This is a genomic window from Kitasatospora sp. NPDC058478 (assembly GCF_042720345.1).
GTDB lineage: Bacteria > Actinomycetota > Actinomycetes > Streptomycetales > Streptomycetaceae > Kitasatospora.
Genome location: NZ_JBHXML010000080.1, coordinates 1 through 23921, shown reverse-complemented (window position 1 = coordinate 23921; position 23921 = coordinate 1). Strand labels below are relative to the sequence as shown.

General features: G+C 71.2%; 20 protein-coding genes. 3 read left to right on the top strand and 17 right to left on the bottom strand.

Annotated features, from left to right (window positions below):
* The first annotated feature begins 163 nt into the window (after positions 1-163).
* On the top strand, positions 164-463 hold the full coding sequence (locus tag ACFWPT_RS34195) for a hypothetical protein (protein ID WP_380486566.1): 300 nt from the start codon (positions 164-166) through the stop codon (positions 461-463).
* Positions 464-800: 337 nt separating this feature from the next.
* Here the strand turns inward: ACFWPT_RS34195 and ACFWPT_RS34190 are convergent, their stop codons facing one another.
* The 4 genes from ACFWPT_RS34190 to ACFWPT_RS34175 are packed head-to-tail and all read right to left on the bottom strand — an operon-like array spanning position 801 to position 4273.
* Entirely contained in the window at positions 801-1997 is a 1197-nt protein-coding gene (locus tag ACFWPT_RS34190) for an ABC transporter permease (RefSeq protein WP_380486564.1), read from the bottom strand.
* Complete coding sequence (locus ACFWPT_RS34185) at positions 1994-2704, bottom strand: ABC transporter ATP-binding protein (RefSeq protein WP_063351819.1); 711 nt, start codon at positions 2702-2704, stop codon at positions 1994-1996. The genes ACFWPT_RS34190 and ACFWPT_RS34185 overlap by 4 nt, the downstream gene beginning before the upstream one ends.
* Positions 2701-3792 carry an efflux RND transporter periplasmic adaptor subunit gene (locus ACFWPT_RS34180; protein WP_380373436.1) on the bottom strand — a complete coding sequence of 364 codons (1092 nt, stop codon included), beginning with the start codon at positions 3790-3792 and terminating at the stop codon, positions 2701-2703. Before ACFWPT_RS34180 ends, ACFWPT_RS34185 begins: the two co-directional genes overlap by 4 nt.
* Positions 3782-4273: a hypothetical protein gene (locus tag ACFWPT_RS34175; protein WP_380486562.1), complete on the bottom strand. Its 492-nt coding sequence runs from the start codon at positions 4271-4273 to the stop codon at positions 3782-3784. The genes ACFWPT_RS34180 and ACFWPT_RS34175 overlap by 11 nt, the downstream gene beginning before the upstream one ends.
* A 182-nt stretch (positions 4274-4455) precedes the next feature.
* Between ACFWPT_RS34175 and ACFWPT_RS34170 the strand changes: the two genes are divergently transcribed.
* Both ACFWPT_RS34170 and ACFWPT_RS34165 read left to right on the top strand, forming a co-directional pair.
* Complete coding sequence (locus ACFWPT_RS34170; protein WP_063351822.1) at positions 4456-5121, top strand: response regulator transcription factor; 666 nt, start codon at positions 4456-4458, stop codon at positions 5119-5121.
* 89 nt (positions 5122-5210) lie between these two features.
* A complete protein-coding gene (locus ACFWPT_RS34165) occupies positions 5211-6383 on the top strand; it encodes a sensor histidine kinase (protein WP_380486601.1) in 1173 nt (390 codons plus the stop codon).
* Positions 6384-6748: 365 nt separating this feature from the next.
* Here ACFWPT_RS34165 and ACFWPT_RS34160 read toward each other — a convergent pair whose 3' ends face one another.
* The 13 genes from ACFWPT_RS34160 to ACFWPT_RS34100 form a co-directional block, all read right to left on the bottom strand.
* A complete protein-coding gene (locus ACFWPT_RS34160) occupies positions 6749-7042 on the bottom strand; it encodes a putative quinol monooxygenase (protein WP_380486560.1) in 294 nt (97 codons plus the stop codon).
* Between the two features lie 90 nt (positions 7043-7132).
* Positions 7133-7972 (bottom strand): class I SAM-dependent methyltransferase, encoded by an 840-nt coding sequence (locus ACFWPT_RS34155; protein WP_380486557.1) that lies wholly within the window; start codon positions 7970-7972, stop codon positions 7133-7135.
* A gap of 88 nt (positions 7973-8060) precedes the next feature.
* Positions 8061-9563, bottom strand: a complete 1503-nt coding sequence (locus ACFWPT_RS34150) for an FAD-dependent monooxygenase (RefSeq protein ID WP_380486555.1) — start codon at positions 9561-9563, stop codon at positions 8061-8063.
* 22 nt (positions 9564-9585) lie between these two features.
* On the bottom strand, positions 9586-10827 hold the full coding sequence (locus tag ACFWPT_RS34145; protein ID WP_380486553.1) for a cytochrome P450: 1242 nt from the start codon (positions 10825-10827) through the stop codon (positions 9586-9588).
* Positions 10828-10854: 27 nt separating this feature from the next.
* Positions 10855-11925, bottom strand: a complete 1071-nt coding sequence (locus tag ACFWPT_RS34140; protein ID WP_380373416.1) for a cytochrome P450 — start codon at positions 11923-11925, stop codon at positions 10855-10857.
* 92 nt (positions 11926-12017) lie between these two features.
* Positions 12018-12704, bottom strand: a complete 687-nt coding sequence (locus ACFWPT_RS34135; RefSeq protein ID WP_380486550.1) for a tRNA-dependent cyclodipeptide synthase — start codon at positions 12702-12704, stop codon at positions 12018-12020.
* A 653-nt stretch (positions 12705-13357) separates the two neighbouring features.
* Positions 13358-13594 (bottom strand): hypothetical protein, encoded by a 237-nt coding sequence (locus ACFWPT_RS34130; protein WP_380373413.1) that lies wholly within the window; start codon positions 13592-13594, stop codon positions 13358-13360.
* Positions 13595-13704: 110 nt separating this feature from the next.
* A complete protein-coding gene (locus ACFWPT_RS34125) occupies positions 13705-13929 on the bottom strand; it encodes a hypothetical protein (RefSeq protein ID WP_380486548.1) in 225 nt (74 codons plus the stop codon).
* Between the two features lie 374 nt (positions 13930-14303).
* Positions 14304-14504, bottom strand: coding sequence for a hypothetical protein (locus tag ACFWPT_RS34120; protein ID WP_380486546.1), 201 nt, complete (start codon positions 14502-14504; stop codon positions 14304-14306).
* Between the two features lie 7 nt (positions 14505-14511).
* Positions 14512-15288: an SRPBCC family protein gene (locus ACFWPT_RS34115; protein ID WP_380486543.1), complete on the bottom strand. Its 777-nt coding sequence runs from the start codon at positions 15286-15288 to the stop codon at positions 14512-14514.
* Positions 15289-15290: 2 nt separating this feature from the next.
* Positions 15291-16538, bottom strand: coding sequence for a cytochrome P450 (locus ACFWPT_RS34110; RefSeq protein WP_380486541.1), 1248 nt, complete (start codon positions 16536-16538; stop codon positions 15291-15293).
* 11 nt (positions 16539-16549) lie between these two features.
* Positions 16550-16765: an MbtH family protein gene (locus ACFWPT_RS34105; RefSeq protein ID WP_380373401.1), complete on the bottom strand. Its 216-nt coding sequence runs from the start codon at positions 16763-16765 to the stop codon at positions 16550-16552.
* A gap of 3 nt (positions 16766-16768) precedes the next feature.
* A partial coding sequence (locus tag ACFWPT_RS34100; protein WP_380486539.1) for an amino acid adenylation domain-containing protein occupies positions 16769-23921 on the bottom strand: 7153 nt, incomplete at its 5' end.

Genomic DNA, 23921 nt, shown 5'->3' with positions numbered 1-23921 from the left:
CTCCACGCCGCCCTCGCCGGGCGGTGGGCAGACGATGCTCAGACTGAGAAGATCCGGTTCCGTGGCCACCGGCAAAGGATCGCGGAGCCGGCCGCAGCTGTCATGTGAATTTGCAGGGCCTCCGCTCCTGGCAGCCGCCGGTCCCCGCCTGTAGCGTCGCCGCATGACCGACGAGACCACGGCCAGGGCAGGCAGAGAGTTCTACACGTTCGACGGCCGGATCCTGGAGGTCTTCGGCAGCTGTCCGAAGCGGTTCCACATCAAGAACATGGACCTGCGGGTCACGGGCCCCGACCGGAAGGGGAGGCGGACCGTCGAGATCGTCGCCGGTCCGCCCGAAGCCCCGGCGACGCAGCACACATGGCACCACTCGGCCGAGGAATGGCAGCGGGCCCAGGGCCTGGAAGCCCTGCTGGAAGCGGTACGGGCGGGTATCGCGGCGGCCCGGGAGCACGGAGCCTGAGGGTTTTCCGCAACCGTGGTCGAGGACGGCCGCCGCAGGACGACGTCGGCATCGAGTCCTCGGTGGCGCAGTGACACAGGTCAACTGACCGAATGAAGCTGGTCGGATCGAAACCTTGCAGAACGTGTCCGGCCCCGACGGAGACGTCGGGGCCGGACACGTTCTGGGCAGGTCGGGTGGACCAGCTGCTGGAGGGGTGGCCGCTCGGGATCCGGTTGTGGGGTTCTGGGGGTGTTGCGGTTGACCCGCCGACGCCGTGTCTCCTTCCGCCCCGGTCGTGCCCGCTGCGGTCCGGCGGGTGGGGCACTCCAAGGAGTGCCCCACGCCGTGCCGCCCGTCAGCCGGCGTGGAGGGCGAGGGTCGGGGAGAGTCGGGAGGCCCGGACGGCCGGGTAGAGGCCTGCGACCGTGCCGATGAGCAGGGTGGCGGCGAAGCCTCCGGTGACGGCCCACAAGGGGATTACCCAGGGCAGGCCGCCCGAGGCGGCGAAGGCGTAGGTGGCGGCCGCGCCCAGGGCCACGCCGGCCAGTCCGCCCAGTCCGGAGAGCAGGAGGGACTCCGTCACGAACTGGAGGAGGATCTGGCCCCTGGTGGCGCCCAGGGAGCGGCGCAGTCCGATCTCGTGCCGTCTCTCCAGCACTGAGATGATCATCGTGTTGGCGACTCCGACGCCGCCGACCAGGAGCGCCACCCCGCCCAGCCCGAGCAGGAGGTCGGTGAACGCCCCCTCGGTGGCGGCCTTGGCCTGGAGCGCCGAGGAGGGGTCGGTGACCTGCACGTTGTGCGGGTTCTGCGGGTCGACGGTGCGGGGGATCAGCGCGCGGACCGCGCTGACCGTCTGGTCCGTCGACCGTTCGTAGATCTGGGTCGGGTGGCCGTCGAAGCCCAGCAGCGTGCCGGCGCCGTCCCAGCCGATCAGGGCGGCCCGTTCGATCTCGGGGGCCAGCGGCAGCGGGTCGAGGATGCCGATGACGGTGAAGTACTGGCCGCCGATGTGGACTTGCTGGCCGGGGGCGGTGATGCCCAGGCGCTGGGCCGCGACGTGTCCGAGCACCGTCGACGGGTAGCGTCCGTTGGCCTCGTTGAGCCAGGTGCCCGAGCCGACCGCGCCGCGCACGACGTCCAGGAGTCCCTCGGTGGCGGCCTTCACGGTGATGCCGCCGGTCTCGCCGTCGGGGATCTTCTCACTGCGTCTGACGGACTGCGCCAGGTCCCCGGTCGCGCCGACCTGCTCGACCCCGGGGACGCGGCCCAGCATGCCGGTCGACTCCTCGGGCAGCTTCACCTTCTCGCCGAACAGCCCCTGGCCAGGGGAGGCCACCAGCATATTGGTGCCCAACTGGTCGAGTTGCCGCAGGAGTTGGGCCTTGCTGGAGGAGGAGATGCCGACCACCGCGATCATGGTGGCGATGCCGATGGCGATGCCCAGCGCGGACAGCACCACCCGCAGCGGCCGGGTGCGCAGGCCGGCCGAGCCGACGTGGAGGACGTCGCGGGGGCCGAGCCGGGCCGGGGCCAGCCGGGTGCGGCTCACCGCTGCCCACCCCGATCGGCCGGGGCGGCGGCGCCGGTACGCAGATCCGCCACGACGCGGCCGTCGCGGATGCGGACCTGGCGTGGCAGGCTGTCGGCGATCTCGCCGTCGTGGGTGATCACCGCGATGGTGGCGCCCTGGGCGTTGAGGTCGTACAGCAGCTCCATCACCGCTTCGCTCGACGCGGAGTCCAGCGCGCCGGTCGGCTCGTCGGCCAGCAGCAGGTCCGGTTCGCCGACCACCGCCCGGGCGATGGCCACCCGCTGGCGCTGGCCGCCCGACAGCTCGTGCGGACGGTGGTGCATGCGGTCCGCGAGCCCGACCCGCTCCAGGGCCAGGGCCGCGCGCCTGCGGCGCTGGGCGCGCGGCAGGCCCGAGTAGAGCAGGCCCTCGGCGACGTTGTCCCGGGCGCTGACCCCGGCCACCAGGTGGAAGGACTGGAAGACGAAGCCGATGTGCCGGGCGCGCAGGGCGGACAGCCTGCGGTCGGAGAGGGCGGCGACGTCGTGGCCCGCCAGGGTGACGGATCCGGCGCTGGGCCGGTCCAGGGTGCCGACGATGTGCAGCAGGGTGGACTTGCCCGACCCCGAAGGGCCGACGATGGCGAGCAGTTCGCCGCGTCCGATGCGCAGGTCCACCCCGTGCAGCGCCGTGACCCCGCCCGGATACTCCTTGGTGACCTGGTTCAACTCGACCACCGTGCTCATGACTTGGGCACCCCGACCTTCATTCCCTCGGTCAGGTCGGTCCCGCTGACCTCGACCCGGCCCTGTCCGAACATGCCGAGCTCGACCGGGACTTCGCGCACCTTCCCGTTCTCCACGATCTGGATGCCGAAGCCGCCGCCGGACAGCGCGAGCAGTGCGTTGACCGGTACGGTCAGCACGTCCTTGTGGACCTCGCCTTCGAGCTCGACGGTGACGGGCGCCTGGTCGAAGCCCTCCGCCTGCCCCGGGTCGTCGAAGACCACCCGGGCGGTGATCTTGGCGGGCTTGTCCGGGGAGCCCTGCTCCTTGCCGTCCTCACCGATGGTGCGGTCGACGGAGGCGACCTTGCCCTTGGCCTTGCCGCCGCCGGGCAGGGCGACCTCGACCCGGGTGCCGGGCTTGGCGAGGTCGGCCCGGGAGACCTCGATCTTGATCTGCACCTGCCGTTCGGAGCCGGTGGCGGTGAGGACCGGCTTGCCGGGAGCGGCCTGGTCGCCGACGGCCGCGTCGTTCTTCTTGATCCGCACCGCCGCGGGCGAGAAGGCGATCTGGTCGGGGCCGATCTCGCCGCTCCGGGCCAGGCCGTGGGCCTTCTGCCAGCGCTTGACCGCATCCGCCGTACCGGCGGTGAACTTCTCGTCCGCGGCCAGCCCCTTGCCGTAGCCCAGGTCGCGGAGGTTCTCCTTCAGCTGCCTGACGTCCGGCCCCTCGTCTCCGGCCTTCAGCGTCCGGTACATCGGGCGCTCGCCGACCATGAGCCGGACCTTCCGGCCGTCGACCTCGTAGAGGACCCCGTCGCGTTTCACCACTGCGCCGGCCTCCGGGAGCCAGGTGAGGGTGCCCGGCACACCGGCGTTGATCCGGCGCTCCTCGGCGTAGCCGAGGACCCCGTCCACTCGGGTCCGGCTGCTCAGGTCCTGTCGTTCCACCGAGCCCGTGCTCGGCGGCAGCCCGTCCGTGCGTGCCACGCCGGCGTTGCCGCTGCCTCCGGCCTGCGAGAGGGCCGTGACCCCGCCCGCGAGCGTGACCGAGGTGGCCAGCACGGCGATCAGGTACGTTCGGCGGCTGCGCCCGCGCTCACTGCGCATTCTGACCACTGCACGCCTTGTTCGCCTGGTCGAACCTGTCCTTCTCGGCGCCCTCCGGGATCTTCATCGCCGATCCCGACATCGCCGAGTCGCCGTCGAACTTCGGGTCCGGCATGTCCACACCGTTACCGCGCATGCACCGGGCGAATGCGAGGGCCTTGTCCTTGTCGGCCTGGGACATCTTCGCGCCACCCGAGCCACCGGCTCCCCCGCAGGCCTTGAGGGCTTCCGCCATCTTGTCCTGGCCGCCCTCCAGGACCATGGCCCGCGGGTCCTGGCCCGGCTCGGGCTCCTTCACCTGGGCGCCGTGTTCGCGCAGGCACTTACGGTGCTCGTAGGCCTGGTCCGCCGCCGCGCCCTTGCCCGACGAGTCCGAGCCGCCGCCCCCGCCGGAGCCCGTGCCGCCTCCGCCACAGGCCGTGGCGAACAGCGCGAGCCCTGCCACCAACGCGGCCGCCGCGCCGTACCTGTGGTTCCGCATGTGGTTCCGCATGGAATTCCTCCGTGTCCGATGACGAGTGGCCGATGACGAGTGGCCGATGACGAGCGGCCGACCGCTCCGGCCGCTCCGGCCACGCAGAGGCTGGCACGCACCCGCATTTCGCCGCTGTCAGCCGAGACCTTTACGGCGACGAAAGGTGGCTTTCAGGTACACCTGGTGTCATGCGTGTACTGATCGTGGAGGACGAGGAATTCCTGGCGGACATGATCGCCGAGGGATTGCGGCGCGACGCCCTGGCCGTCGACGTCGTGTACAACGGCGCCGACGCGCTGGAGCGGCTGAGGCTCACCGACTACGCCGTGCTCGTGCTCGACCGCGACCTGCCCGGGGCGCACGGCGACGAGGTGTGCCGGAGCGTCGTCGAGCAGCGACTGCTGACCCGGGTGCTGATGCTCACCGCCTCCGGTACCGTCCGCGACCGCGTCGACGGCCTGGACCTGGGCGCGGACGACTACCTCACCAAGCCGTTCGCCTACGAGGAACTGCTGGCCCGGGTCCTGGCGCTCGGCCGCCGCACCCACCCCGCCCTTCCGCCGGTCATCGAACGTGCGGGCATCACCCTCGACACCGCCCGCCGCCAGGCCTTCCGGGAGGGCCGCTACCTCGCCCTGTCCCGCAAGGAATTCGGCGTACTGGAGGTGCTGATGCAGGCCGAGGGCGCCGTGGTCTGCGGTGATGACCTGATCGAGCAGGTGTGGGAGCAGAACATGGGATACCGCACCAACGCGGTTCGGGTCGTCCTCAGCAAACTCCGCGCCAAGCTCGGCGAGCCCTCGGTCATCGACACCGTGCCCGGCCACGGCTACCGCATCGGCGTCCCGGCGTGAGGCGCTTCGCCCCGGCCGGCCTGAACCGCCCTCCGCTGCCCGGCCGACCAAGCCCGCGGCTGCCGGGCGGGGAACGGGGCCGGCTGACCATGCTCTACGGCGGGCTGCTCGTCCTCGCCGGGGCCATGCTCATCTTCCTGGTCAACTTCCTGGTCCGGGAGAACCTGTACACCTCGATCAGCACGGCCGTCGCCGTCGAACCGCGACTGGCCGCACTGGGGACCCCGGACCCCTCTGCGGCGAAAACCCTCACGGTGGGAACCGCCGCACCCGCAAGCGCTCTACCCGGAACCACCTCCGCCGACGGCGGACAGTCCCACTTCCAGGCCGTCAAGGTCGTCACCCAGGCCGCCGAGCAGGCGGCCCAGAGCCAGCTGCTGACCGTCTCCCTGATCGCGCTGGCCGCCTTCGCCGTCATCTCGGTGGCACTGGCCTGGTGGATGTCGGGGCGGGTGCTGCGCCCGGTGGCGGTGATCACCAACACGGCGCGGCGGCTCTCGGGTGAGAACCTGCACGAGCGGATCGCCCTCGACGCACCCCCGGGCGAGCTCAAACAGCTCGCCGACACCTTCGACGCCATGCTCGACCGCATGGAACAACTGGTGGGTGCGCAGCAGCGGTTCGCGGCCAACGCCGCGCACGAACTGCGGACTCCGCTCGCGGTGCAGCGGGCCGCCGCCGAAATCGGGCTGGCCACCGCGGACCCGGCCGCCGTCGCCCGGGTCCGCCGCAAACTGATCGAGGTCTCCGAGAGCAGCGAACGGCTCATCGAGGGACTGCTGTTGCTGTCCGTCTCCGACCAGAGGCTGGACCGGCGCGAACCGGTCGCACTGGACCAGCTGGCCCGCGCGGTGGCCGCCGAGTGCGCCGCCGCGCAGGAGCCCCGGGAGAACCGCGTCACCGTCCGGACCGACACCGTCCCCGTGTCCGTCGAGGGTGATCCGGTGCTGCTGGCACACCTGGTACGCAACCTGGTCGGCAACGCCCTGCGCTACAACCACGACGGCGGCCGGGTCGAGGTCGGCGTGCACGACGGTGTCCTGGAGGTCGCCAACACCGGCCCCCAGGTGCCGCCGGAGACCGTCCCCTACCTCTTCGAGCCCTTCCGCCGCCTCCGGGAGCGCCGGCACAGCCCGGGTGAGGGCGCGGGCCTGGGCCTGTCCATCGTCGCCTCCATCGCCCGCGCCCACCACGCTGCCATCACCGCCGTCCCCGGCGGCACGGGCGGACTGCGGGTCCGGGTCGAGTTCCCCACGGCCTGATCCGGCTGCCCGAAGGCCCGGGCGCACGGCCGTCCCGTGCAGTGCCTTCCGGAGGACGACGGGGAAGGTCAACCGACAGAATTCGCTGACCTGTGAGCATGCCTGGTCGCTGACGTGATCGTTCCCGCTGCTCTGGAGATCTCTCCCTCGACCTCCCACCACCAACACCCTGAAGCGCCGAGGTCAGTACCAGCGCGGCGGGGGCGAGGGTGAAGCCCGGGGTGTCCCCCAGGCGGGCTTCCCAGGGCTGGTCCCGGGTACCGGAGATGGCAGCTCGGAGTCTGCGCTGGACATGGGGTCTGGCCTCAGGTCCTGTCCGTGCGGTCTCCGTGGGGCCGGCGGTCGCCCTCGTGGGGACTCTCGTCTCACGTCAGCTCGTGGTAAATCGTGATCTTGATCGGTTCCGCCAGGAGGTCTTCCACCGCGGCGGCGAGGTGCTGGGAGTGCGCGCTCCGGAAGTGGCGCTGGAGGTCCTCGGTGTGTCGCCACCGCTCGATGGCGATGAATTCCCCTGGGGTTTCGATGCTCTGCTGGATGGAGTAGTGCAGGCTTCCCTCCTCGTTCCGCGTGGGTTCGACGACCGACTGAAGCAGTTGTGCGAGCTCTGCCTCCTTGCCCGCCTTGGCGACGACCTGTCCCACGACCGTTACCTCACTCATCGGCTCCGCCTCTCTCGTTGTCGCGTCGGGGTGTTGTTCCGCTCGGATGGGCGCTCCCCGCCCTTCCTGCCGGATCGGCTCCTCCGGTGCTCACTGTCGCCGTCCGGTCGCGGGGGTGTGTCCATGGGCGGCGCCGATGGGGAGTGCGGGGAAGACCATGGACGGGTCGTCGAACAGGGAGAAGAGCCGGCCGTCGGCGGTGTCGAGCAGTCCGTGATCCTGGAACGACGGTGCGAGGCGGGCGAGCGAGAGCGCGTAGAAGCCGCGCTTTCCACCGGGGACGAAGGGGTGCCGCCGCTGGTGGGTGATGCCCTCCAGGCCGTGAGCGGCGAGGATCACCGGGAGGGTGCTGCCGAGCTCGGGGTGTGCTCCGGCGAGTGTCATCAGCTGGTGCACAGCGGTCGCGAACTCCAGGAAGGCTGTGGCCGCTTTCCTGTCCGGGGTCTGTGCGGCGGCAATGGCGAGTGCCTCGGCACTGGTGTCGATCGCCTCGGCGAAGAGCCGCCCGTGTGGTGCCAGCGAGGGAATCAGCCGGGCCAGGACGGATTCGGGGTCCGGCAGGTGCTCCAGTACGGATCTGGCGTGGATCAGATCCCAGGAACCGGGTGGCAGAGCGTCTGCGGTGATGTCGTGTTCGATCACTTCGACCCCGGGATGGGTGATAGTGCTCAGGAATCGTGGATCGGTGTCGGTTGCCACCACTCTTCCGGTCTCTCCGGCGATCGATGCCAGGAGACGGGCGATACTGCCGGCTCCCGCGCCGACTTCGAGGCATGACCACCCGGGTGCCGGGTTCACCCGGGTGAGGATCTCCTCGGTTCCGGGGTCGTAGACCTGCTCGATCGTGCGCAGGCGGTCGAATTCGAGATCCGCTCGGGCGGCTGAATCCAGAACGTAAGGAGTGGGTTGCGGGCGATTCGGATCGGTCATGGTCTGCCTCTCTGTTCTCTCCGGGCCAGGTGAGTGGCGCTGGGCCGCCGGCGCGAGCGCGCGCCGCCTCGGATCCGGCCCCCGCCGGTCATCCGGCTTGCAAGCCGAGTGAGCGAAGGTGGCCGGTCACATCACCTGAGGTCTCAGTGGCCAGCGAGATGTATCCGTCCGGCCGCACGAGGAACAGGCCGTGGGGTGCGTACGCAACGGCGGCGAACCCCGCGGCGTCCGAGACGTCGTGGCCGACACGCACCACACGGACCACCGCGGGGTCCCGGGCGCCGGCGGGCCGGATGGGCGGGCTTCCGAAGGAGAGCAGCGTGAAGTGGGGGCCGCGGAAGAGGTCGAAGAGACGTACAGGGGCTCCGTCGCGCCCGGTACACGGAGCGTCCGGTGCGCGGTCGCCCGCGTGGAGGGCTTCCTCGGCTAGGGCGGGGCGCATCTCCGTGTTGGGTGGGATGCCCCGGTATCCGAGCGCCAGGTGGTGCGTGCTGCGGTCACGATGCGCGGCCAGTTCTCTGACCCGGTCCGACCCTTGGTGGATGCGGGTGCTCACGCCCAGTACCTCCGCCGCGGCCGGCCGACGCTCCGCCTCGTAGGAGTCCAGGAGCGAGGGTGCCGCTTGGCCGGTTGCCGCGAGCGCCAGTTTCCAGCCCAGGTTGTAGGCGTCCTGGATGCTCGCGTTGATGCCCTGGCCGCCCGCCGGGGAATGAACATGCGCGGAGTCACCGGCCAGGAATACCCGGCCGCCCCGGAAGTGCTCCGCCAGTGCCGCTCGGGCCCGGAAGACCGATGACCACCGCACCTTCCGTACCCGCAGGCCCGTGCGGGCGGCCACCAGCTCGCGGACCCGCTCCGGGGCGGGGTCGGGGGTTCCCTCCGCGAACCGCGCGATGACCTGGAAGTAGTCTGTTCTGGCGACGGGACAGATCGCGGTCATGATGCCGGCCGCGTTGCCCCAGGTGTGCCAGTGCTCGCGGTCCAGTGCGGGGATATCGGCATCGGCCACGAGCAGGGGCCGGGTATCCACTTCTTCGCGGTCGAACCGTACGCCCAGGATTTTCCGTACGGTGCTGCCGCCCCCGTCCGCCCCGACCAGGTAGTCGGCCGTGATCTCCCGCGTCTGTCCGTCGGCCCGGACGACCTGGGCCCGCACCCCGGCCTCGTCCTGGGAGAATCCGTCGAGCCGCGATCCGAACTCGACACGGTGGCCCAGCTGCAGCAGTCGCTCGCGGAGCAGTTCCTGGGTACGCGACTGAGGAAGCATCAGGGGTTCGGCGTAGGGCGTGGACCCGGTGGGCTCACCACGGGAGATGACGTCCCACTCCTTGACGATTCTTCCCTCCTCCCAGGCCACCATCGGCGGCAGCGGCGCTCCCTCCGCCTGTACGGAGTCGATGATTCCGAGGTCGTCGAAGACCTCGAGGGTGCGCGGCTGGAGACCCTTGCCCCGTGATCCCGGAAAGGGGCCTGTGCCGGCATCGATGATCCGGAAGTCGACGCGCCGGCGGGCCAGTTCCACCGCCAGGACCAGTCCGGCAGGTCCTCCTCCGGCAATCAGAACGGATGTGTGGTGGCGGGTACTGTCCATGGCATGTCCCCTCTTCAGTGGTTCAGGCCGCCAGGTGCCGGCCTGCCGCGGTGGGATCGAATGTGAGGATGAGTGATTCGGGGCCGCGGGAGTAGAAGCCGGTCTCCTCGTAGGAGGCGTCCTGGGGAAAGCCGATGTTCTCCATGAGGTCGAGCAGCATGGTCACGACCGTCTCCAGTTCCCTGCGCGCGAATGCCGCCCCGACGCACGAGTGCATGCCGGCGCCGAACCCGAAGTGGGTCGCAGCGGCGGTGAAGGACCGTTCGGGACCGAGGTCGGTGCGCTGGAGCTCGAAGGTGTCGGGCTGCTCGAAGGCACGAGGATCGCGGTTGGCCGCGGCGAGCATGCACCAGACCATGGTCTCGGCCGGTATGGCGACACCGGAGATCTCGACGCTCTCCGCTGTCCTGCGGGGGATCAGCTGTACGGGCGGTGAGTAGCGGAGAGTCTCCGCGATGGCGGCGGTCACCAGCCCGGGATCGCTGCGGACCAGGGCCATCTGATCGGGGCGGGTGATCAGATGCCGGAACAGCAGGGCCAGTGTCTTGTCCGCCGGTTCGGTCGCGGCGAGGAGTACGTTGTGGCACAGAGCCGTGACCTCGTGCAGGCTCATCCGTCCGCTCTCGTACTCCGTGTGACACATCAGCGAGATCACATCCTGGCCGGGGTTCTCGCGCCGTTCCTCGATGAAGGGCCGCAGGTAGTCCTCCAGACGGCGGGCACACTGGACGCAGTACCGGTGACGCTCCTCGGTCAGGGTGACGCTCGTCACGAACTCGGCCACGCCCTGGAACCAGGAGTGCACATTGCGCCAGTCGCCTTTGGGCAGTCCGAGACTGTCCAGCGCGACCCAGATGGCCAGCGGCTGTCCGAAGTCCTTCACCAGGTCGAACCGGCCGCGCCGCAGATGGGGGCGGATGAGCTCCTCCACGTTGCGGCGGATGAGCGGGATCTGGTTCTCCAGCATCGGTCCGGTGTATCCGCGGATCATCGTTCGGTGCTTTGCGGTGTGTTCGGCGCCGGTCATCTGCGCCAGGACGCGACCGCGCATGACCGGCTCGGCGCGCTCTCGCAGCGCCTGGGTGGTGAAGATCTGGTCCTCGGTCAGAACCCGGCGGACATCTTCATGCCGGCTCAGGAAGTAAGCACCGATGCCGGGTTCGTAGTGGACGGGGTCGTTCTCTCGCAGCTGGGGGTACCAGGCGTACGGGTCCCGGGCGAACTCGTCGGACAGGACGCTGATGATGCGGGCAGTCGAATGCATGGTGTTCCCCTCTCACCGGGTTGGCCGTCACCAGGCCACGGGCAGACAGGCCGGACGGATGAACGTCAGATCGCTTCTCCAGGGAATCTCGTGTTCTTCCACGGCCAGGCGCAGGTGTGGGAAGCGTTCGAACAGAGCGGGGCAGACGATGGTGAGAACCAGCCGGTCGAGGTCGCCGTCCGTGACGGGTCCAAGGCTCGTGCGGAAGTCCGCTGGACGGACGACCGGACGATGGATGTCGAATTTCGCCGGGGTGGGGTAGTGCTCCTCGTCCCAGGCCGCGCCGAGGGGCGAGCCGCACAGCGTGTCTCCGGCCTTGATCAGGGTGCCGTGCAGTTCCAGGTCTCTGAGCGCGACATGGGCGGGGCCGAGTACCGTGCCCGGGTGGTAGCGGCGCAGTTCCCCTGCTGCGGCCCGCCACAGCACCGGATCGCGCAGGCACTCCCGTAACGGTTTGGGGTGGAGCAGGAGAGTGAACGGGCCGGTCAGCAATGCCGAGAAGAGTGACCTCGCGCACCGGACGGGCAAGCCTGTCACCACGGTGTGCGGCGGTTCGGTGTCGGCCTCCCGCTGTTCGTGGGCTTTGACGGGCGCACCGGCCGCATCACCGCGGACGGGGCCGTCCCGGAGGTTGTCTGTGAGCGGGTGCAGGTCCGGATTCCTGATAGCCGAATTTCCTGGGGGATCTTCCTGGATCAGAAGGTTCCGCAATTCCTGGGGATCGAATGACAACCCGAAGACCTCGCGGCACACGGCGGCTGTCAGCGGCGCCGCCAGTTGTTCCAGGACATCGGCCGGGTTGTTCCCGGTTTCCATGGCGTCCAGGACGAGACCGGTCTGTTTCACGATCGCCGCCCGGTGGGATTCCACCGCCCGCGTCGCGCAATTCCCGGCGCTAGGCTGCCCGGCCCGCGAGCGTGCTGCCCCGCTGATCCAGGCCGGAGAGGGAAGTGCTCCAGCGGCATCGCTCAGCCGCACGAGGTCCGGGTCGGTGAATATTCGCAGGATGTCGTCCCGCCGGGAGATCATCCACAGCCGGGATCCATCCGGAAGCTCGACCGGGCAGACCGGCCGCCGTCGGCGTGCCCAGTGGATCACGGGCGGAGGTGTGCCCAAGGGGCCCAGCGTGAAGGGAAACCTCAACGGTACTTCCGGTGTTACCGCCGGCATCGGGAGCTGCCTGAGCTGCCTCATTTCGAACCGTCCGGCAGTACGGGCTCGGCCACGACGAACCCCTGCTGTGCAGCCGACCGCAGCCCTGTCGCCGGGCCGGCGAGCACGGCTGTGGCGAGCTCGATCCGCCGGTGGTAGACGAACACCGAAGAAGGCACGTCGAAGATCGACGGGCTGTCCACGATCAGCGGCAACTCGGCGATCGGATAACTGACGCAGGCGTCGACCTGCTCCTCGCCGGGCTCCGTATCCACGATGGACCGGACCGCTCCCCGGGCAACCGCCCGGCAGGCCGCCCTGAGGGCGGCATCGGCTTGGTACGCCGTCCTGGCCTGCTCGCGCAACGTCGTGTACTCGGGTCGGCTCATCAGCTGGGTCCAGGTGTGCACGTGCTGTTCCGGCGCGGACACGCCGGCACGTGACAAGGCCAGCACCGCGGGATTTCTGAGCTGGTTCACGGCCCGCCGTACACGGCCCACCGCCTCCAGTGGCCTGACGCCAGCGGCGGTGAGGGTGTGTGCCGCCTCGAACCCGGGAACCAGGACGTCGACCCTCTTGAACTGTCCGGCCGCCCATTGGACCAGTGCCTCCACCCGGCGTGGTGTGTAGTAGCCGTTGAACGGACTCAGGCCCACGAGGCAGTGGTCGGAGGCATCGGCGATCCGGCGGCAGTTCTCGCTCTGCGGGCGAATCAGGAAATCCATGGTCACCACCGGTCGCCTGCAGCTGTGTGCCACGTTCTCATGCCAATACCTTTCCCGGTCGCCAGGTCTGAAAGTCCGCCATGAAGTGGGTGGCCCAAGGACGGCCGTCGCGCCAGAATGCACATCGAATGACCTGCCCGAACGGCTCAGTTCATTTCGAGAGGGAATTTGTCTTCTCGTCACGACTGCCGTCCGGGCGGCATACATGCAATTCGACGGTCGAGTCGTGCGCGTCACTCGCGATCACTCCGCAGTGCGCCGACGCCTCCTCGCCGTGCTGCCACACACTACGGGATGTCATGACGATGCGATAGGCCTTATTGCCATATTGGTTCGGCCTGGGAAGCCGCCTTCGACGGGCGGTGAAAATCGTTATTGTGTTCGTCAATAGGAGAATATTTCGAATGCGCCCGCCCGTCGCTCCGCAACCCGTGACGACTCGCCGTTGATCACAGATGTCCGGCACGAGCCGCACGCGTCTTCTCCGGTGCTCAGCCTGGGCGGTCGGAAGGACGATCTCGCGTTCGGGGTGACCGCCGGCGACATTGCCCTGGCGGACCGCGCGCCCGCCGTGGCCCCTGGGATCGCAGTGGCCCCGGCCCGGGCCGCGAGTCCGCTCGCCGTGCACGTGATCCTGGACTCCTGGTGCCCGCTCACCGGCTGGGCACGGTCACTGCGTTGCAAGCGAATGCCGAGATCTTCTGACGGTCGAGGGCCACCAGGTCGTCCCACAGGGCGGCCAGGCGTGGCAGGTCGGCGGCCGCGTCGCGCAGCCGCCCGTACATCTGCGCCTGGGCGGCGGCCTCGCGGGCGCGGCGGTCGCACTCGGCCGCCAGGGCCTGGGCCTGGGCCGGGGTCTTCACGTCGCTCCGGGACCGGGGTGTCTCCACCAGCGGCACGGTAGCGCCGGCACGTCGGCGGGCCAAGCCGGATGCCGCGGCGCCCGTGCCCTGACCCCGTAGCGCGCACGCGCGCGACGAGGCCGGGCCGCCGCCGACTCCTACATCGGCGCCTGTGGGCTACCCCAGTCATAGGTGGTGATCTGGTAGGCCACCAGGTCGGGGCGAACCGACGCGAGCCGGGAGGCGACGTCGCCGCTGGACATCGCCACCGGCCCGACCGCTGCGCCGCCGCCGTCGGCGGCGATGGAGGTGAGCTCGATACCGGTGGACTTGAGCGCGGCGGCCAGCGGCTGGGCCTGCCCGACGGCGATGGAGTCACCCATCCACAGGATCCTTGAGGGCTTCTTCAGCCCTTCGGTGCCGGGCGAGGACGGCCGCGCAGAGGACGCCACCCCGGCGCAGGCCCCGGTTAACGGAAGGGGTGTCGTGGTCATGGGACGTTCGGTGTTCGTAGGTCATGCGGAAGAAGCTAGGAGGCCTCTTTTCACGCCGTTTGACCGTTGTGTCACCGCGGTTCGACGACCTCATGAGCATCACGTAACCGACGTCCCTGAGCTCACAGCCTCACCCCGCTGGAGTTCGGAATCACCCATCCCGAGGTGCGTGTGCCGTCAACTCCTGCCCGGGGCGGCGAGGCCGGTGTCGGTCGGGAGCGGTGGCTTCCGGCCGGCACCGGCCTCGTGAGGGGCCAGGAGATCTACCAGCGGCGGGGTGGCGCTGCCGGGTCGAGCTTGGCGGCGAGCGCGGAGAGGAAGGTCGGGAGCTTGTCGACCATGGCCTTGGGGACCGGGGTGGTCTGGATGCCGCCCCGCCGCACGTCCTCGACGACGAGCGTGTAGGTGCCGTTCTCCTCGACGAGTTCGGCGGCGTAGAGCAGTGTTTCCGTTGAGGTTTCCATCAGGGACCTAGGCTTGGGTGTCGTTGAGCCAGGCGGTCCACGCCGCGGTGGCCTGCTGTTCATCGGTGTCCTCGGCGAACAGGTGGTGGCCGAGCCAGATCGGCACGTTCCAGGTGCTGCCGTTGAAGAACCGGTAGAGCGCGTCCGGGCCGCGCAGACCGACGAAGTCGGTGCTGAGCCAGTCCACGACCACCTCCTCCGAGCCCCTGTCCGCACCGGGGAGGTGGAGCGGCACCCGGTCGCCGACGGCCGCGTCGTCGGCGAGGCCGAGGCGGCGGCGCAGCGCGGCGAAGTCGGCCGGTTCGGCGGTGGGTTCGGGGCGCTGGGCCCTGACGTAGACGGCGGGGCGGCCGGCGAAGTGGCGCAGGTACTCGGCGAGGCCGTGCTGGTAGAAGTCGACGTGCTTCTCGGCAACGTCCGACTTGGCGTCCCACATCCAGGCCTCGTCGACGATGCCCGTGTGCACCCAGTGGATCCCCATCCGCAGGTGGCTCGATCCGCCGTCGGCGGGCTCGATGCGGTAGCTGAGCGTGTTGGAGAAGCCGCCGTCCTGGGTCGCCCGGACGGCGAAGTGCCGCGGCGGCTCCCAGGCCACGACGGTGGAGTCGCCCCGGGTGGCCTTTCCGCCGACGCGCGGCTCGACCTCCATCGGGTACAGCCAGCCCAGGTTGCCTGCGCCGGTGGCGACGGCGGCCCAGACCTGCTCGGGCGTGGCTGGCAGGTCCTGTTCCCGGCGGACCTCGAACTCTCGGGCCATGGTCAGTTCTCCTTCGTCGTCGTTCATGGTCAGTGGGTGAGCGGGAGGGTGCTCAGCCGCCGTTGCAGCGGGTTGGGCCGCCATTCCAGCGCCGCCTCGTCGGCCAGCCGCAGCTCGGGCAGTCGGCGGACCAAGGTGCCGATCGCCACCTCCGTCTGGAGCTTGGCCAGCGGGCCGCCGAGGCAGAAGTGCGGCCCGTGGCCGAAGCTCAGGTGCCGGTTTCCGGGGCGGGTCAGGTCGAGCCGGTCGGGGTCCTCGAAGCGCTCGGGATCGCGGTTGGTCGCGCCGAGGAACAGGTACGCCAGCTCGCCCTCGCGCAGTAGTTGCCCGCCGATCTCCAGGTCCTGCGCGACGACCCGGACGATCGCCTGGGTCACCGTGTCGTAGCGGGCCAGCTCCTCGACGGCGCCGCGGATCAGCCCCGGATCCGCGCGCAGCCGGGCCAGCTGGTCGGGGTGGCGCAGCAGGGCCAGCACGCCGTTGCCGATCAGGTGGGTGGTGGTCTCGTCGCCTGCGGTGATCAGGACGAAGCAGGTGGACAGCAGTTCGGAGTCGGTGAGCCGGTCGTCCTGCGCCTGGGTGGCGACCAGGGCGCTGATCAGGTCGTCGCCCGGTTCACGCCGGCGCCGCCGGATGAGCCCGGACAGGTACTCCTCGTACTGCCCGATCGCCTCCTCGGACTTGTCGATGTCCTCGCCCAGCCGCCCGAAGCGGTGGAACCAGCTCTTGACCTGGGGCCGGTCCCCGTCCGGAATGCCGAAGAGCTCGCAGACGGCGGACATCGGCAGTGGGGAGACGACCGCTTCGATCAGGTCCATGGTCGGCCCGGCCGCGACCGCCTCGTCGATGAGCCGGTCGACGATCCGCTGGACGCCGTCGCGCAGGGCTTCGACGCGCCGGGCGGTGAAGGCGCGGTTGGCCAGCTTGCGCAGCCGGGCGTGGTCCGGCGGGTCGGTGTTGGTCATCACCCGGCCGAGCCGGTCGGAGAGCCGGCTGAGGGCCTTCAGATCGCCGCCCAGGCCGCCGTAAGCACGGGTCATCCGGTCCCGGTCGTTGGACAGCCGCAGGTCGCCGAGCGCCGTCTCGACGTCGGCGTACCGGGTGAGGTACCAGATGCCCTGGGCGCTGCGGTGGACAGGGCTCTCGCGCCGCATGCGGGCGTAGAACGGGTACGGGTCCCGCCGGGCCTCGGGGGTGAGCAGGTCGGCGGCGAGGTCGTGGGGCGGGGCGAGGCCCGCCGTGCGGCGGGCCTCGTCCGTGGTGTCGGTCAGGTTCACTGCGGGCCGCGCTACCGCTGGGCTTCCATGGCGTCGGCGAGGCTCCTGGGCCGCATGTCGGTCCAGGACTTCTCGACGTACTCCAGGCAGGCGGCGTTGGTGTCGGGGCCGTGGACGACGGTCCAGCCGGCCGGGACGTCCGCGAACTGCGGCCAGAGCGAGTGCTGGTTCTCGTCGTTGACGAGCACGAGGAAAGTGCCGTCCTGGTCGTCGAAGGGGTTGGTCATGGGTCAGTCCTCCTGGTGGGAAAGGGTGGTGGTGCCATCGGCACGATCGGTGTCACCGGTGCCATCGGCGCGATCGGTGTCACCGGTGGCCTCGGCGAGCCTGGCGGCCAGGATCGGTCCGATCTGCGCCAGCGAGCCGGTTTGGGTCATCCGGTCGTGCCGGGTGGTGATCTCGTGGGATTCGATCCGGCCGGCGACGTACGGGCGCCAGATTTCGGGCCCCGCGTTGTCCTCGGCCCGGTCGATCGTGGAGTTGAAGAGCAGCAGGTCTCCGTCGAAGTCGCCGGGGACGAAGTCGACCGCCAGCCTGGCGTTGTTGATCATGATCTCGACGATCACCTCGATCTGTCGCTCGTTCAGGCCGGCCAGCGCGCTGCCCCGCCGGTTCAGGACCTCGGCGACCTCGGCGTAGGTGATCTCCTGGTCGCCCAGCTCGTCCGGGTCGACGTCGAGCACCCCGACGAGCACGTCGCGCACGGTGGGCACCGGCACCTCCGCGAACTGCACGTCCTTCACCGGGTAGGCGTCGAGGATCGCCAGCAGTGCGGTCCGTTCGCCGCGTGACTGCAGCTCGCAGGCGAGCGCGTGGGCGATCAGCCCGCCGGCGGACCAGCCGAGCAGCAGGTACGGGCCCTCCGACTGGATCTTCTGGATCTGGTCGGCGTAGTCGGCCGCCATCTCCTCGTAGGACGTCGGCAGGGTTTCGGGCCGGCCGAGGCCGCGCGCCTGGATGGCGTAGACCGGGTGCTGCGGGCGGAGGTGGTTCAGCAGTCCGCTGTACGACCAGCTGATGCCGCCGCCGGGGTGGATGCAGAACAGCGGTGTCCCGGTCCCGGTCGAACGCAGCGGCAGCACCACGTCCAACGCGTCGTCGGGATCGTCCATGAGCAGCCGCTCGGTGAGACCGGCGACGGTCGGCGCCTCGAACAGCATCCGCAGGCCCAGCTCCAGGCCGAGCGTCTCGCGGACCCGGGAGGCCAGCCGGGCGGCCAGCAGCGAGTGCCCGCCGAGGTCGAAGAAGTTGTCGTCGATGCTCACCTGCTCCCGGCCGAGGACCTCGGCGAAGAGGCCGCACAGCAGCTGCTCCTGCGGCGTCCGGGGTCCGCGCCCGGCGGCCGAGGCCCCGTACTCGGGGGCGGGCAGGGCGGCCCGGTCCAGCTTGCCGTTGGCGGTCAGCGGCAGCGCGTCCACGGTGACGAACGCCGCCGGCACCATGTAGTCCGGCAGGTCACGGCGCAGCCGGCCGGCCAGCTCGCCCGCCTCGGGCGCGCCCTCGGGGGCGGGCACCAGGTAGGCGACCAGCCGCTTGTCGCCCGGCCGGTCCTCCCGGGCGACGACGGCCGCCTGGGCGACGCCGGGGCAGCCCGCCAGGACCGCCTCGATCTCTCCGGGCTCGATCCGCAGGCCGCGCAGCTTGACCTGGTGGTCGGCGCGTCCGGCGAAGTCCAGCGTGCCGTCGGCCCGCCACGACGCGAGGTCGCCGGTGCGGTACATCCGGCTCCCGTCCGGCCCGTACGGGTCGGCGGTGAAGCGCTCCGCCGTCAGGCCGGCCCGCCCGAGGTAGCCGCGGGCCACGCCCGTCCCCGCGAGGTACAGCTCGCCGACCATGCCGGTCGGCACCGGGCGCAGCCTGTCGTCGAGCACGTAGGCGCGCATGTTCGCCATCGGCCGGCCGATCGGCACGGTCGCGGCGTGTTCGGGCAGGACGCCCACCGGGTGGCAGGTGGCCAGGGTGGTGGCCTCGGTGGGCCCGTAGCCGTTGACCACCTCGATGCCGGGGCAGGCCGCCAGCACCCTGGCGACGGCGGCCGGGGAGACCACGTCGCCGCCGGTCCACACTTCGCGCACCCCGGCGAGCAGGCCCGGGCGCTCCTCGGCGACCAGGCGGAACAGTCCGGCCGTGAGCCACAGTCCGGTCACCCCGTTCGAGGTGATCGTGTGTTGCAACAGGTCGAGGTCGAGCTGCTCCGGCGGTGCGACCACGACCCGGCCGCCGTTGAGCAGCGGCACCCACAGCTCGTAGGTGGAGAGGTCGAAGGCCGTCGGGGAGTGCATCAGCACCCGCTCGTGTCCGCCGCCGCGGAACTCGGGGGTCAGCGCGTGACCCACCACGTCACGGTGGGTGACGGCCACGCCCTTCGGCCGACCGGTCGAGCCGGAGGTGTACATGATGTACGCCAACTGCCCGGGTTCACAGGGAACTTCGAAGCCGGAGGGATCGGCGGCCTCGGACTGCACCAGCGCGGTGGTCACCTCCTGGGTGAGCACCAGGGCCGCCCCGCTCTCCCGCAGGATCAGGTCGATCCGGGAGGAGGGGAAGCGCGAGTCCAGCGGCACGTAGGCGCCACCGGCCTTGATGATCGCCAGGATCGCCACGACCAGCTCCGCCGAGCGGTCCAGCATGACCGCGACCGGCGTCTCCGGCCGCACGCCCTGGCGGACCAGTGCCCGGGCCAGGCGGTTGGCCCGCAGGTCGAGCTCCCGGTAGGTCAGCTCGGTGCCGCCGGCCACGACCGCGACGGCCTCCGGGGTGGCCCCCACCTGGCGGGCGAACAACTCCGGTACCGCGGCTCCGGGCAGCTCGGCCACTGCACCGTTGGACCCGGCGAGCAGTCGGCGGCGTTCCTCGACGGGCATGATGTCGATCCGGCTGATCGGCCGGTCGGGGTCGGCGACCGCCGCGCGCAGCAGCCGGGCCAAGCGCTCGAACAGCAGCTCCACGGTGGCCGGGTCGAACAGGTCGGTCGCGTACTCCACCGCGCCGACCAGGCCGTCGGGGGCGCCGTCCGGGCGGAACTGCTCGGCCAGGCTGAAGGTCAGGTCGACCCGCGCGGTCCCGGTCGGCGCCTCCAGGTGGCCGGTCTCCAGCCCCGGCAGCGCGAACTCGCCGAGCGGCGCGTTCTGCAGGGCCAGCATGATCTGGAACAACGGGTGGTGCGCCAGCGACCGGGCCGGGTTGACCACCTCGACCAGGTACTCGAACGGCACGTCCTGGTGGTCGTACGCGGTGAGCGCCTTCTGCCGGACCCGGCCGACGAGTTCGGAGAAGCCCGGGTCGCCTGCGGTGTCGGTGCGCAGTACCAGGGTGTTGACGAAGAACCCGACGAGCTCGTCCAGCGCCTGGTCCGTCCGGCCGGCGATGGGGCTGCCGATCGGGATGTCGGTGCCGGCGCCGAGCCGGGTGAGCAGGGCCGCGAGTCCGGCCTGGAGCACCATGAACATGCTGGCGCCGCGCGCGGCGGCCAAGTCCCGCAGGGCTTGGTGCAGTTCGGCGTCCAGTCGGACCACGACCCGGTCGCCCCGCTGGGAGGCCACCGGCGGCCGCGGCCGGTCGGCGGGCAGCTGCAGCTGCTGCGGGACGCCGGCCAGCTCCTCCTTCCAGTAGGCCAGTTGCCGGGCGAACAGGCTGTCCGGGTCGGCGGCGTCACCGAGCAGGTCGCGTTGCCAGGCGCTGTAGTCGGCGTACTGCACCGGCAACGGGGACCACTGCGGGGCCTCGCCCCGGCAGCGGGCCGCGTAGGCCGCGGCGAGGTCACCCGAGAGCGGGCCCATCGACCAGCCGTCGGCGGCGATGTGGTGCACCACGACCAGCAGCACGTGCCGCCCGGGGGCCAGGGCGTACAGCTCCGCCCGGACCGGCGGCTCCGCCGCGAGGTCGAAGCCGCACTGCGCCGTCTCCGCCAGGCGCTCCGCCAGCCGGCTCTCGTCGAGCTCGACCACCGGCAGTGCGGGGTGCGCCTGCGCGGCGCTCAGCACGACCTGGTGGGGCGTGCCGTCCGTCTCACGGAAGACCGTCCGCAGGCTCTCGTGCCGGGCGACCACATCCGCGAGCGCGGCGTGCAGGGCCGGGCGGTCCAGTTCGCCGGTCAGGCTGAGCGCGAGCGGCATGTTGTAGGTGGCGCTCGGCCCGTCCATCCGGTGCAGGAACCACAGGCGGCGCTGGGCGAAGGACAGCGGCACCCGCTCGGGCCTCGGCCGGACGATCAGCGCGGGCCTCGCCGCTCCGGAGCCGTCCAGGCGGGCCGCCAGCCCTGCCACGGTCGGGCTCTCGAACAGCGTCCGGACCTCCAGCTCCGCGCCGAGGGTGGCCCGGACCCGGGAGGCCAGCCGGGTCGCCAGCAGGGAGTGCCCCCCGAGGTCGAAGAAGCTGTCGTCGACGCCGACCTGTGCCAGGCCGAGCACCTCGGCGAACAGCTCGGCGAGGAGTTGCTCCTGCGGGGTGCGTGGCGCCCGTCCGACAGCGACGGGACCGAGGTCGGGGGCCGGCAGCGCACGGCGGTCGAGCTTGCCGTTGGCGGTCAGCGGCAGTGCCTCCAGCGCCACGAACGCCGACGGGACCAGGTAATCGGGCAGCCGGCTCCGCAGCCAGTCACGGAGTTCGCCCAGGAGGGCGCCGGTGCCCCGGCCGCCGGTCGGGCGGTTGGTCAGCGAGGACAGCGCCTGGCCCGTGGCCCGGGCGGGCCGGTAGGCCTCGACCGGAGAGCGGTGGAGCGCCTGTGGGTCGGTGAAGACGACGTCCACGGCGTCCGCCGCAGCGGCCGACCAGGTGACGACCGCCGAGCGGCCGGACTCCGACCCGAGGGCGTGGAAGTCCTCCGGGTCGGGGAGGTCGGCGTCCTCCGGGGCGTGCAGCCGTTCCAGCAGTTCGGCGAGCGAGCCGTCCCCGTTCTGCACCGCCCGGGCCAGCGCGGCTTCCCGCGCCACGCGGCGGTTCGGCACCCCCGTGATCCGCAGCACTCCGACGGACGGCTGGGCGAGCAGCTCGCGCAGTTCGGCCGGCCCGGCGACCTGCTGCCCCCACGCCAGCTCGACCGACCGGTCCGGGGCCGTCGGGGTGACCGGCTGCTTGTGCAGCGTCACGTCGTAGCGGTAGCGGGTCAGCTCGTTGTGGTGGCGGCCGCGCTTGACCTCCACGGCCACCGCGCCGATGTCCGTGCCGTTCTCCCGCAGGGCGGTGAAGAAGTCCGGGTCGACCAGGAGTTCCTTCTCCACCCGGAGGGACTGCTCCACCGCGCGCCGCACGGCGGGCAGGTCGGCGCCGTCGGCGGCCCGGTGCAGTTGGACGGCGGTGGCCAGCGGGCGCAGCAGTCGCAGGTTGCGGATGTCGCCGAGGAAGAGCGCGCCGCCGGGGGCGAGCAGTCGCATCAGCTTTTCGATCACGTCGGTGAGGTAGTCGGCGGACGGGAAGTACTGCACGACCGAGTTGATGACGATGGTGTCGAAGTGCCCGGCGGGCAGGCCGTCGGTGTCGTGCGCCGGGCGGGTGTGCAGCACGACGCGTCCGGCCAGCTGCTCCTGCCGGGCGATCTGGGCGGCCAGCGCGTCGATCGCGGTGGCGGAGAAGTCGGTCGCCCAGTAGGTCTCGCAGTGCGGTGCGATCTGCGAGAGGAGCAGACCGGTGCCGACGCCGACCTCCAGTACCCGGCGGGGGTGCAGGGCCAGGATGCGGGCCACGGTGGCGTCGCGCCATTCCCGCATCTGCTCGGCGGGGATCGGGCTGGCGTCGTAACTGCTGTTCCAGCCGACGAAGTTCTGGCCGAAGGCGGTTTCCTCGGGGGTGATGGGCAGGGCGTCGTAGATGTCCTGCCACTCGCCCACGTGGTCGGCTTCCAGGGCGCTGTCGCGGGCCTCCGTCTGGTGGGGGACGACGTAGCCGATGAGGCGGTCGTCCTGGGCGAGGACGGCGGCCCGGGCGACGGCGGGGTGCTCGGCCAGGGCCGTCTCGATCTCGCCGGGCTCGACCCGGAAGCCGCGCACCTTCACCTGGTCGTCGGCGCGGCCGACGTACTCCAACTGCCCGTCGCCCAGCCAGCGCACCACGTCGCCGGTGCGGTACATCCGGCTGCCCGCCTCGAACGGGCAGGCGACGAAGCGCCCGGCCGTCAGGGCCGGCCGGTTCAGGTAGCCGCGCGCCAGACCCGCGCCCGCGACGTACAGCTCGCCGGGCACGCCGGGCGGCACCGGCCGCAGCCGCTCGTCCAGCACGTACACCCGCGCGTTGGCGATCGGCCGCCCGATCGGCGGCACGCCCGCCCCCGCCGCCAGCGGGTCGCTCATCGTCGCGCACACCGTCGTCTCCGTCGGGCCGTACGCGTTGACCATCCGGCGCCCCGGGGCCCAGCGCGCCACCAGCTCCGGCGGGCAGGCCTCGCCCGCCACCACCAGGGTCGACACCGTCACCGCGCCCTCCGGCAGGGCCGCCAGGACGGACGGGGGCACGGTCGCGTGGGTGACCGCGAGGCCCGGGTCGGTCAGCGCGGCGACCGGCTCCGCCGCCGGGGGCAGCACCAGGGCCGCGCCGCGCAGCAGGGCGGTGAAGATCTCCGACACCGAGGCGTCGAAGCTGGGCGAGGCGAACTGGAGCACCCGGCTGTCGGGTTCGATCGCGAACCGCTCGATCTGGGCAGCGACCAGGCTCGCCACGCCGCCGTGGGCGACCACGACGCCCTTGGGACGGCCGGTCGAACCCGAGGTGTAGATCACGTAGGCCGGGTGCCGGACGTCGAGGGCCACCTCCGGACCGGTCTCCGGCCAGTCGCCCTCGACCACCATGGCGGAGTCATCGACCATCAGCGCCGGACGGGCGTCCTCCAGCATGAAGTCGATCCGTGACTGCGGGTACGCCGGATCCACCGGCAGGTACGCCGCCCCGGCCTTCAGCACACCCAGGACCGCCACCACCGACTCCACCGAACGCGGCAGCGCCACCGCCACCAGCTGCTCCGGACCCACGCCCCGGGCGATCAGCGCATGCGCGAACCGGTTCGCCCGCGCGTTCAACTCCCGGTACGTCAGCTCGGCACCACCGGACACCAGGGCGAGCGCATCCGGCGTCGCCGCCACCTGCACCGCGAACGCCTCCGGCACCGGCACGGCGGCCACCTCGCGGGCGGTCGCGTTGCCCCGCTCCAGCAGCCGGCTCCGCTCGTCGGAGTCGAGGAGGTCGATCCCCCCGATCGACCGGTCCGGATCGGCGGTGACGGCCTCCAGCAGGAGCGTCCAGCGCCGCACGAGGACCTCGACCGTCGAGCGGTCGAACAGGTCGGTGGCGTACTCGACCACGCCGACGATCCCCGCCGGTTCCCCGGCCGGACCGAACTGCTCGACGAGGCTCACCCCGAGGTCGAACTTGGCGGTTCCGGTGGCCACCGCGTAG

Bases quoted from the DNA above. Each gene is read 5' to 3' on its own strand.
- ACFWPT_RS34115 (WP_380486543.1), bottom strand. From the start codon at position 15,288: ATGAACGACGACGAAGGAGAACTGACCATGGCCCGAGAGTTCGAGGTC.
- ACFWPT_RS34120 (WP_380486546.1), bottom strand. From the start codon at position 14,504: ATGGAAACCTCAACGGAAACACTGCTCTACGCCGCCGAACTCGTCGAG.
- ACFWPT_RS34170 (WP_063351822.1), top strand. From the start codon at position 4,456: ATGCGTGTACTGATCGTGGAGGACGAGGAATTCCTGGCGGACATGATC.
- ACFWPT_RS34185 (WP_063351819.1), bottom strand. From the start codon at position 2,704: ATGAGCACGGTGGTCGAGTTGAACCAGGTCACCAAGGAGTATCCGGGC.
- ACFWPT_RS34165 (WP_380486601.1), top strand. From the start codon at position 5,211: ATGCTCTACGGCGGGCTGCTCGTCCTCGCCGGGGCCATGCTCATCTTC.
- ACFWPT_RS34155 (WP_380486557.1), bottom strand. From the start codon at position 7,972: ATGACCGATCCGAATCGCCCGCAACCCACTCCTTACGTTCTGGATTCA.
- ACFWPT_RS34195 (WP_380486566.1), top strand. From the start codon at position 164: ATGACCGACGAGACCACGGCCAGGGCAGGCAGAGAGTTCTACACGTTC.
- ACFWPT_RS34145 (WP_380486553.1), bottom strand. From the start codon at position 10,827: ATGCATTCGACTGCCCGCATCATCAGCGTCCTGTCCGACGAGTTCGCC.
- ACFWPT_RS34175 (WP_380486562.1), bottom strand. From the start codon at position 4,273: ATGCGGAACCACAGGTACGGCGCGGCGGCCGCGTTGGTGGCAGGGCTC.
- ACFWPT_RS34180 (WP_380373436.1), bottom strand. From the start codon at position 3,792: ATGCGCAGTGAGCGCGGGCGCAGCCGCCGAACGTACCTGATCGCCGTG.
- ACFWPT_RS34160 (WP_380486560.1), bottom strand. From the start codon at position 7,042: ATGAGTGAGGTAACGGTCGTGGGACAGGTCGTCGCCAAGGCGGGCAAG.
- ACFWPT_RS34105 (WP_380373401.1), bottom strand. From the start codon at position 16,765: ATGACCAACCCCTTCGACGACCAGGACGGCACTTTCCTCGTGCTCGTC.
- ACFWPT_RS34135 (WP_380486550.1), bottom strand. From the start codon at position 12,704: ATGGATTTCCTGATTCGCCCGCAGAGCGAGAACTGCCGCCGGATCGCC.
- ACFWPT_RS34150 (WP_380486555.1), bottom strand. From the start codon at position 9,563: ATGGACAGTACCCGCCACCACACATCCGTTCTGATTGCCGGAGGAGGA.
- ACFWPT_RS34125 (WP_380486548.1), bottom strand. From the start codon at position 13,929: ATGGGTGACTCCATCGCCGTCGGGCAGGCCCAGCCGCTGGCCGCCGCG.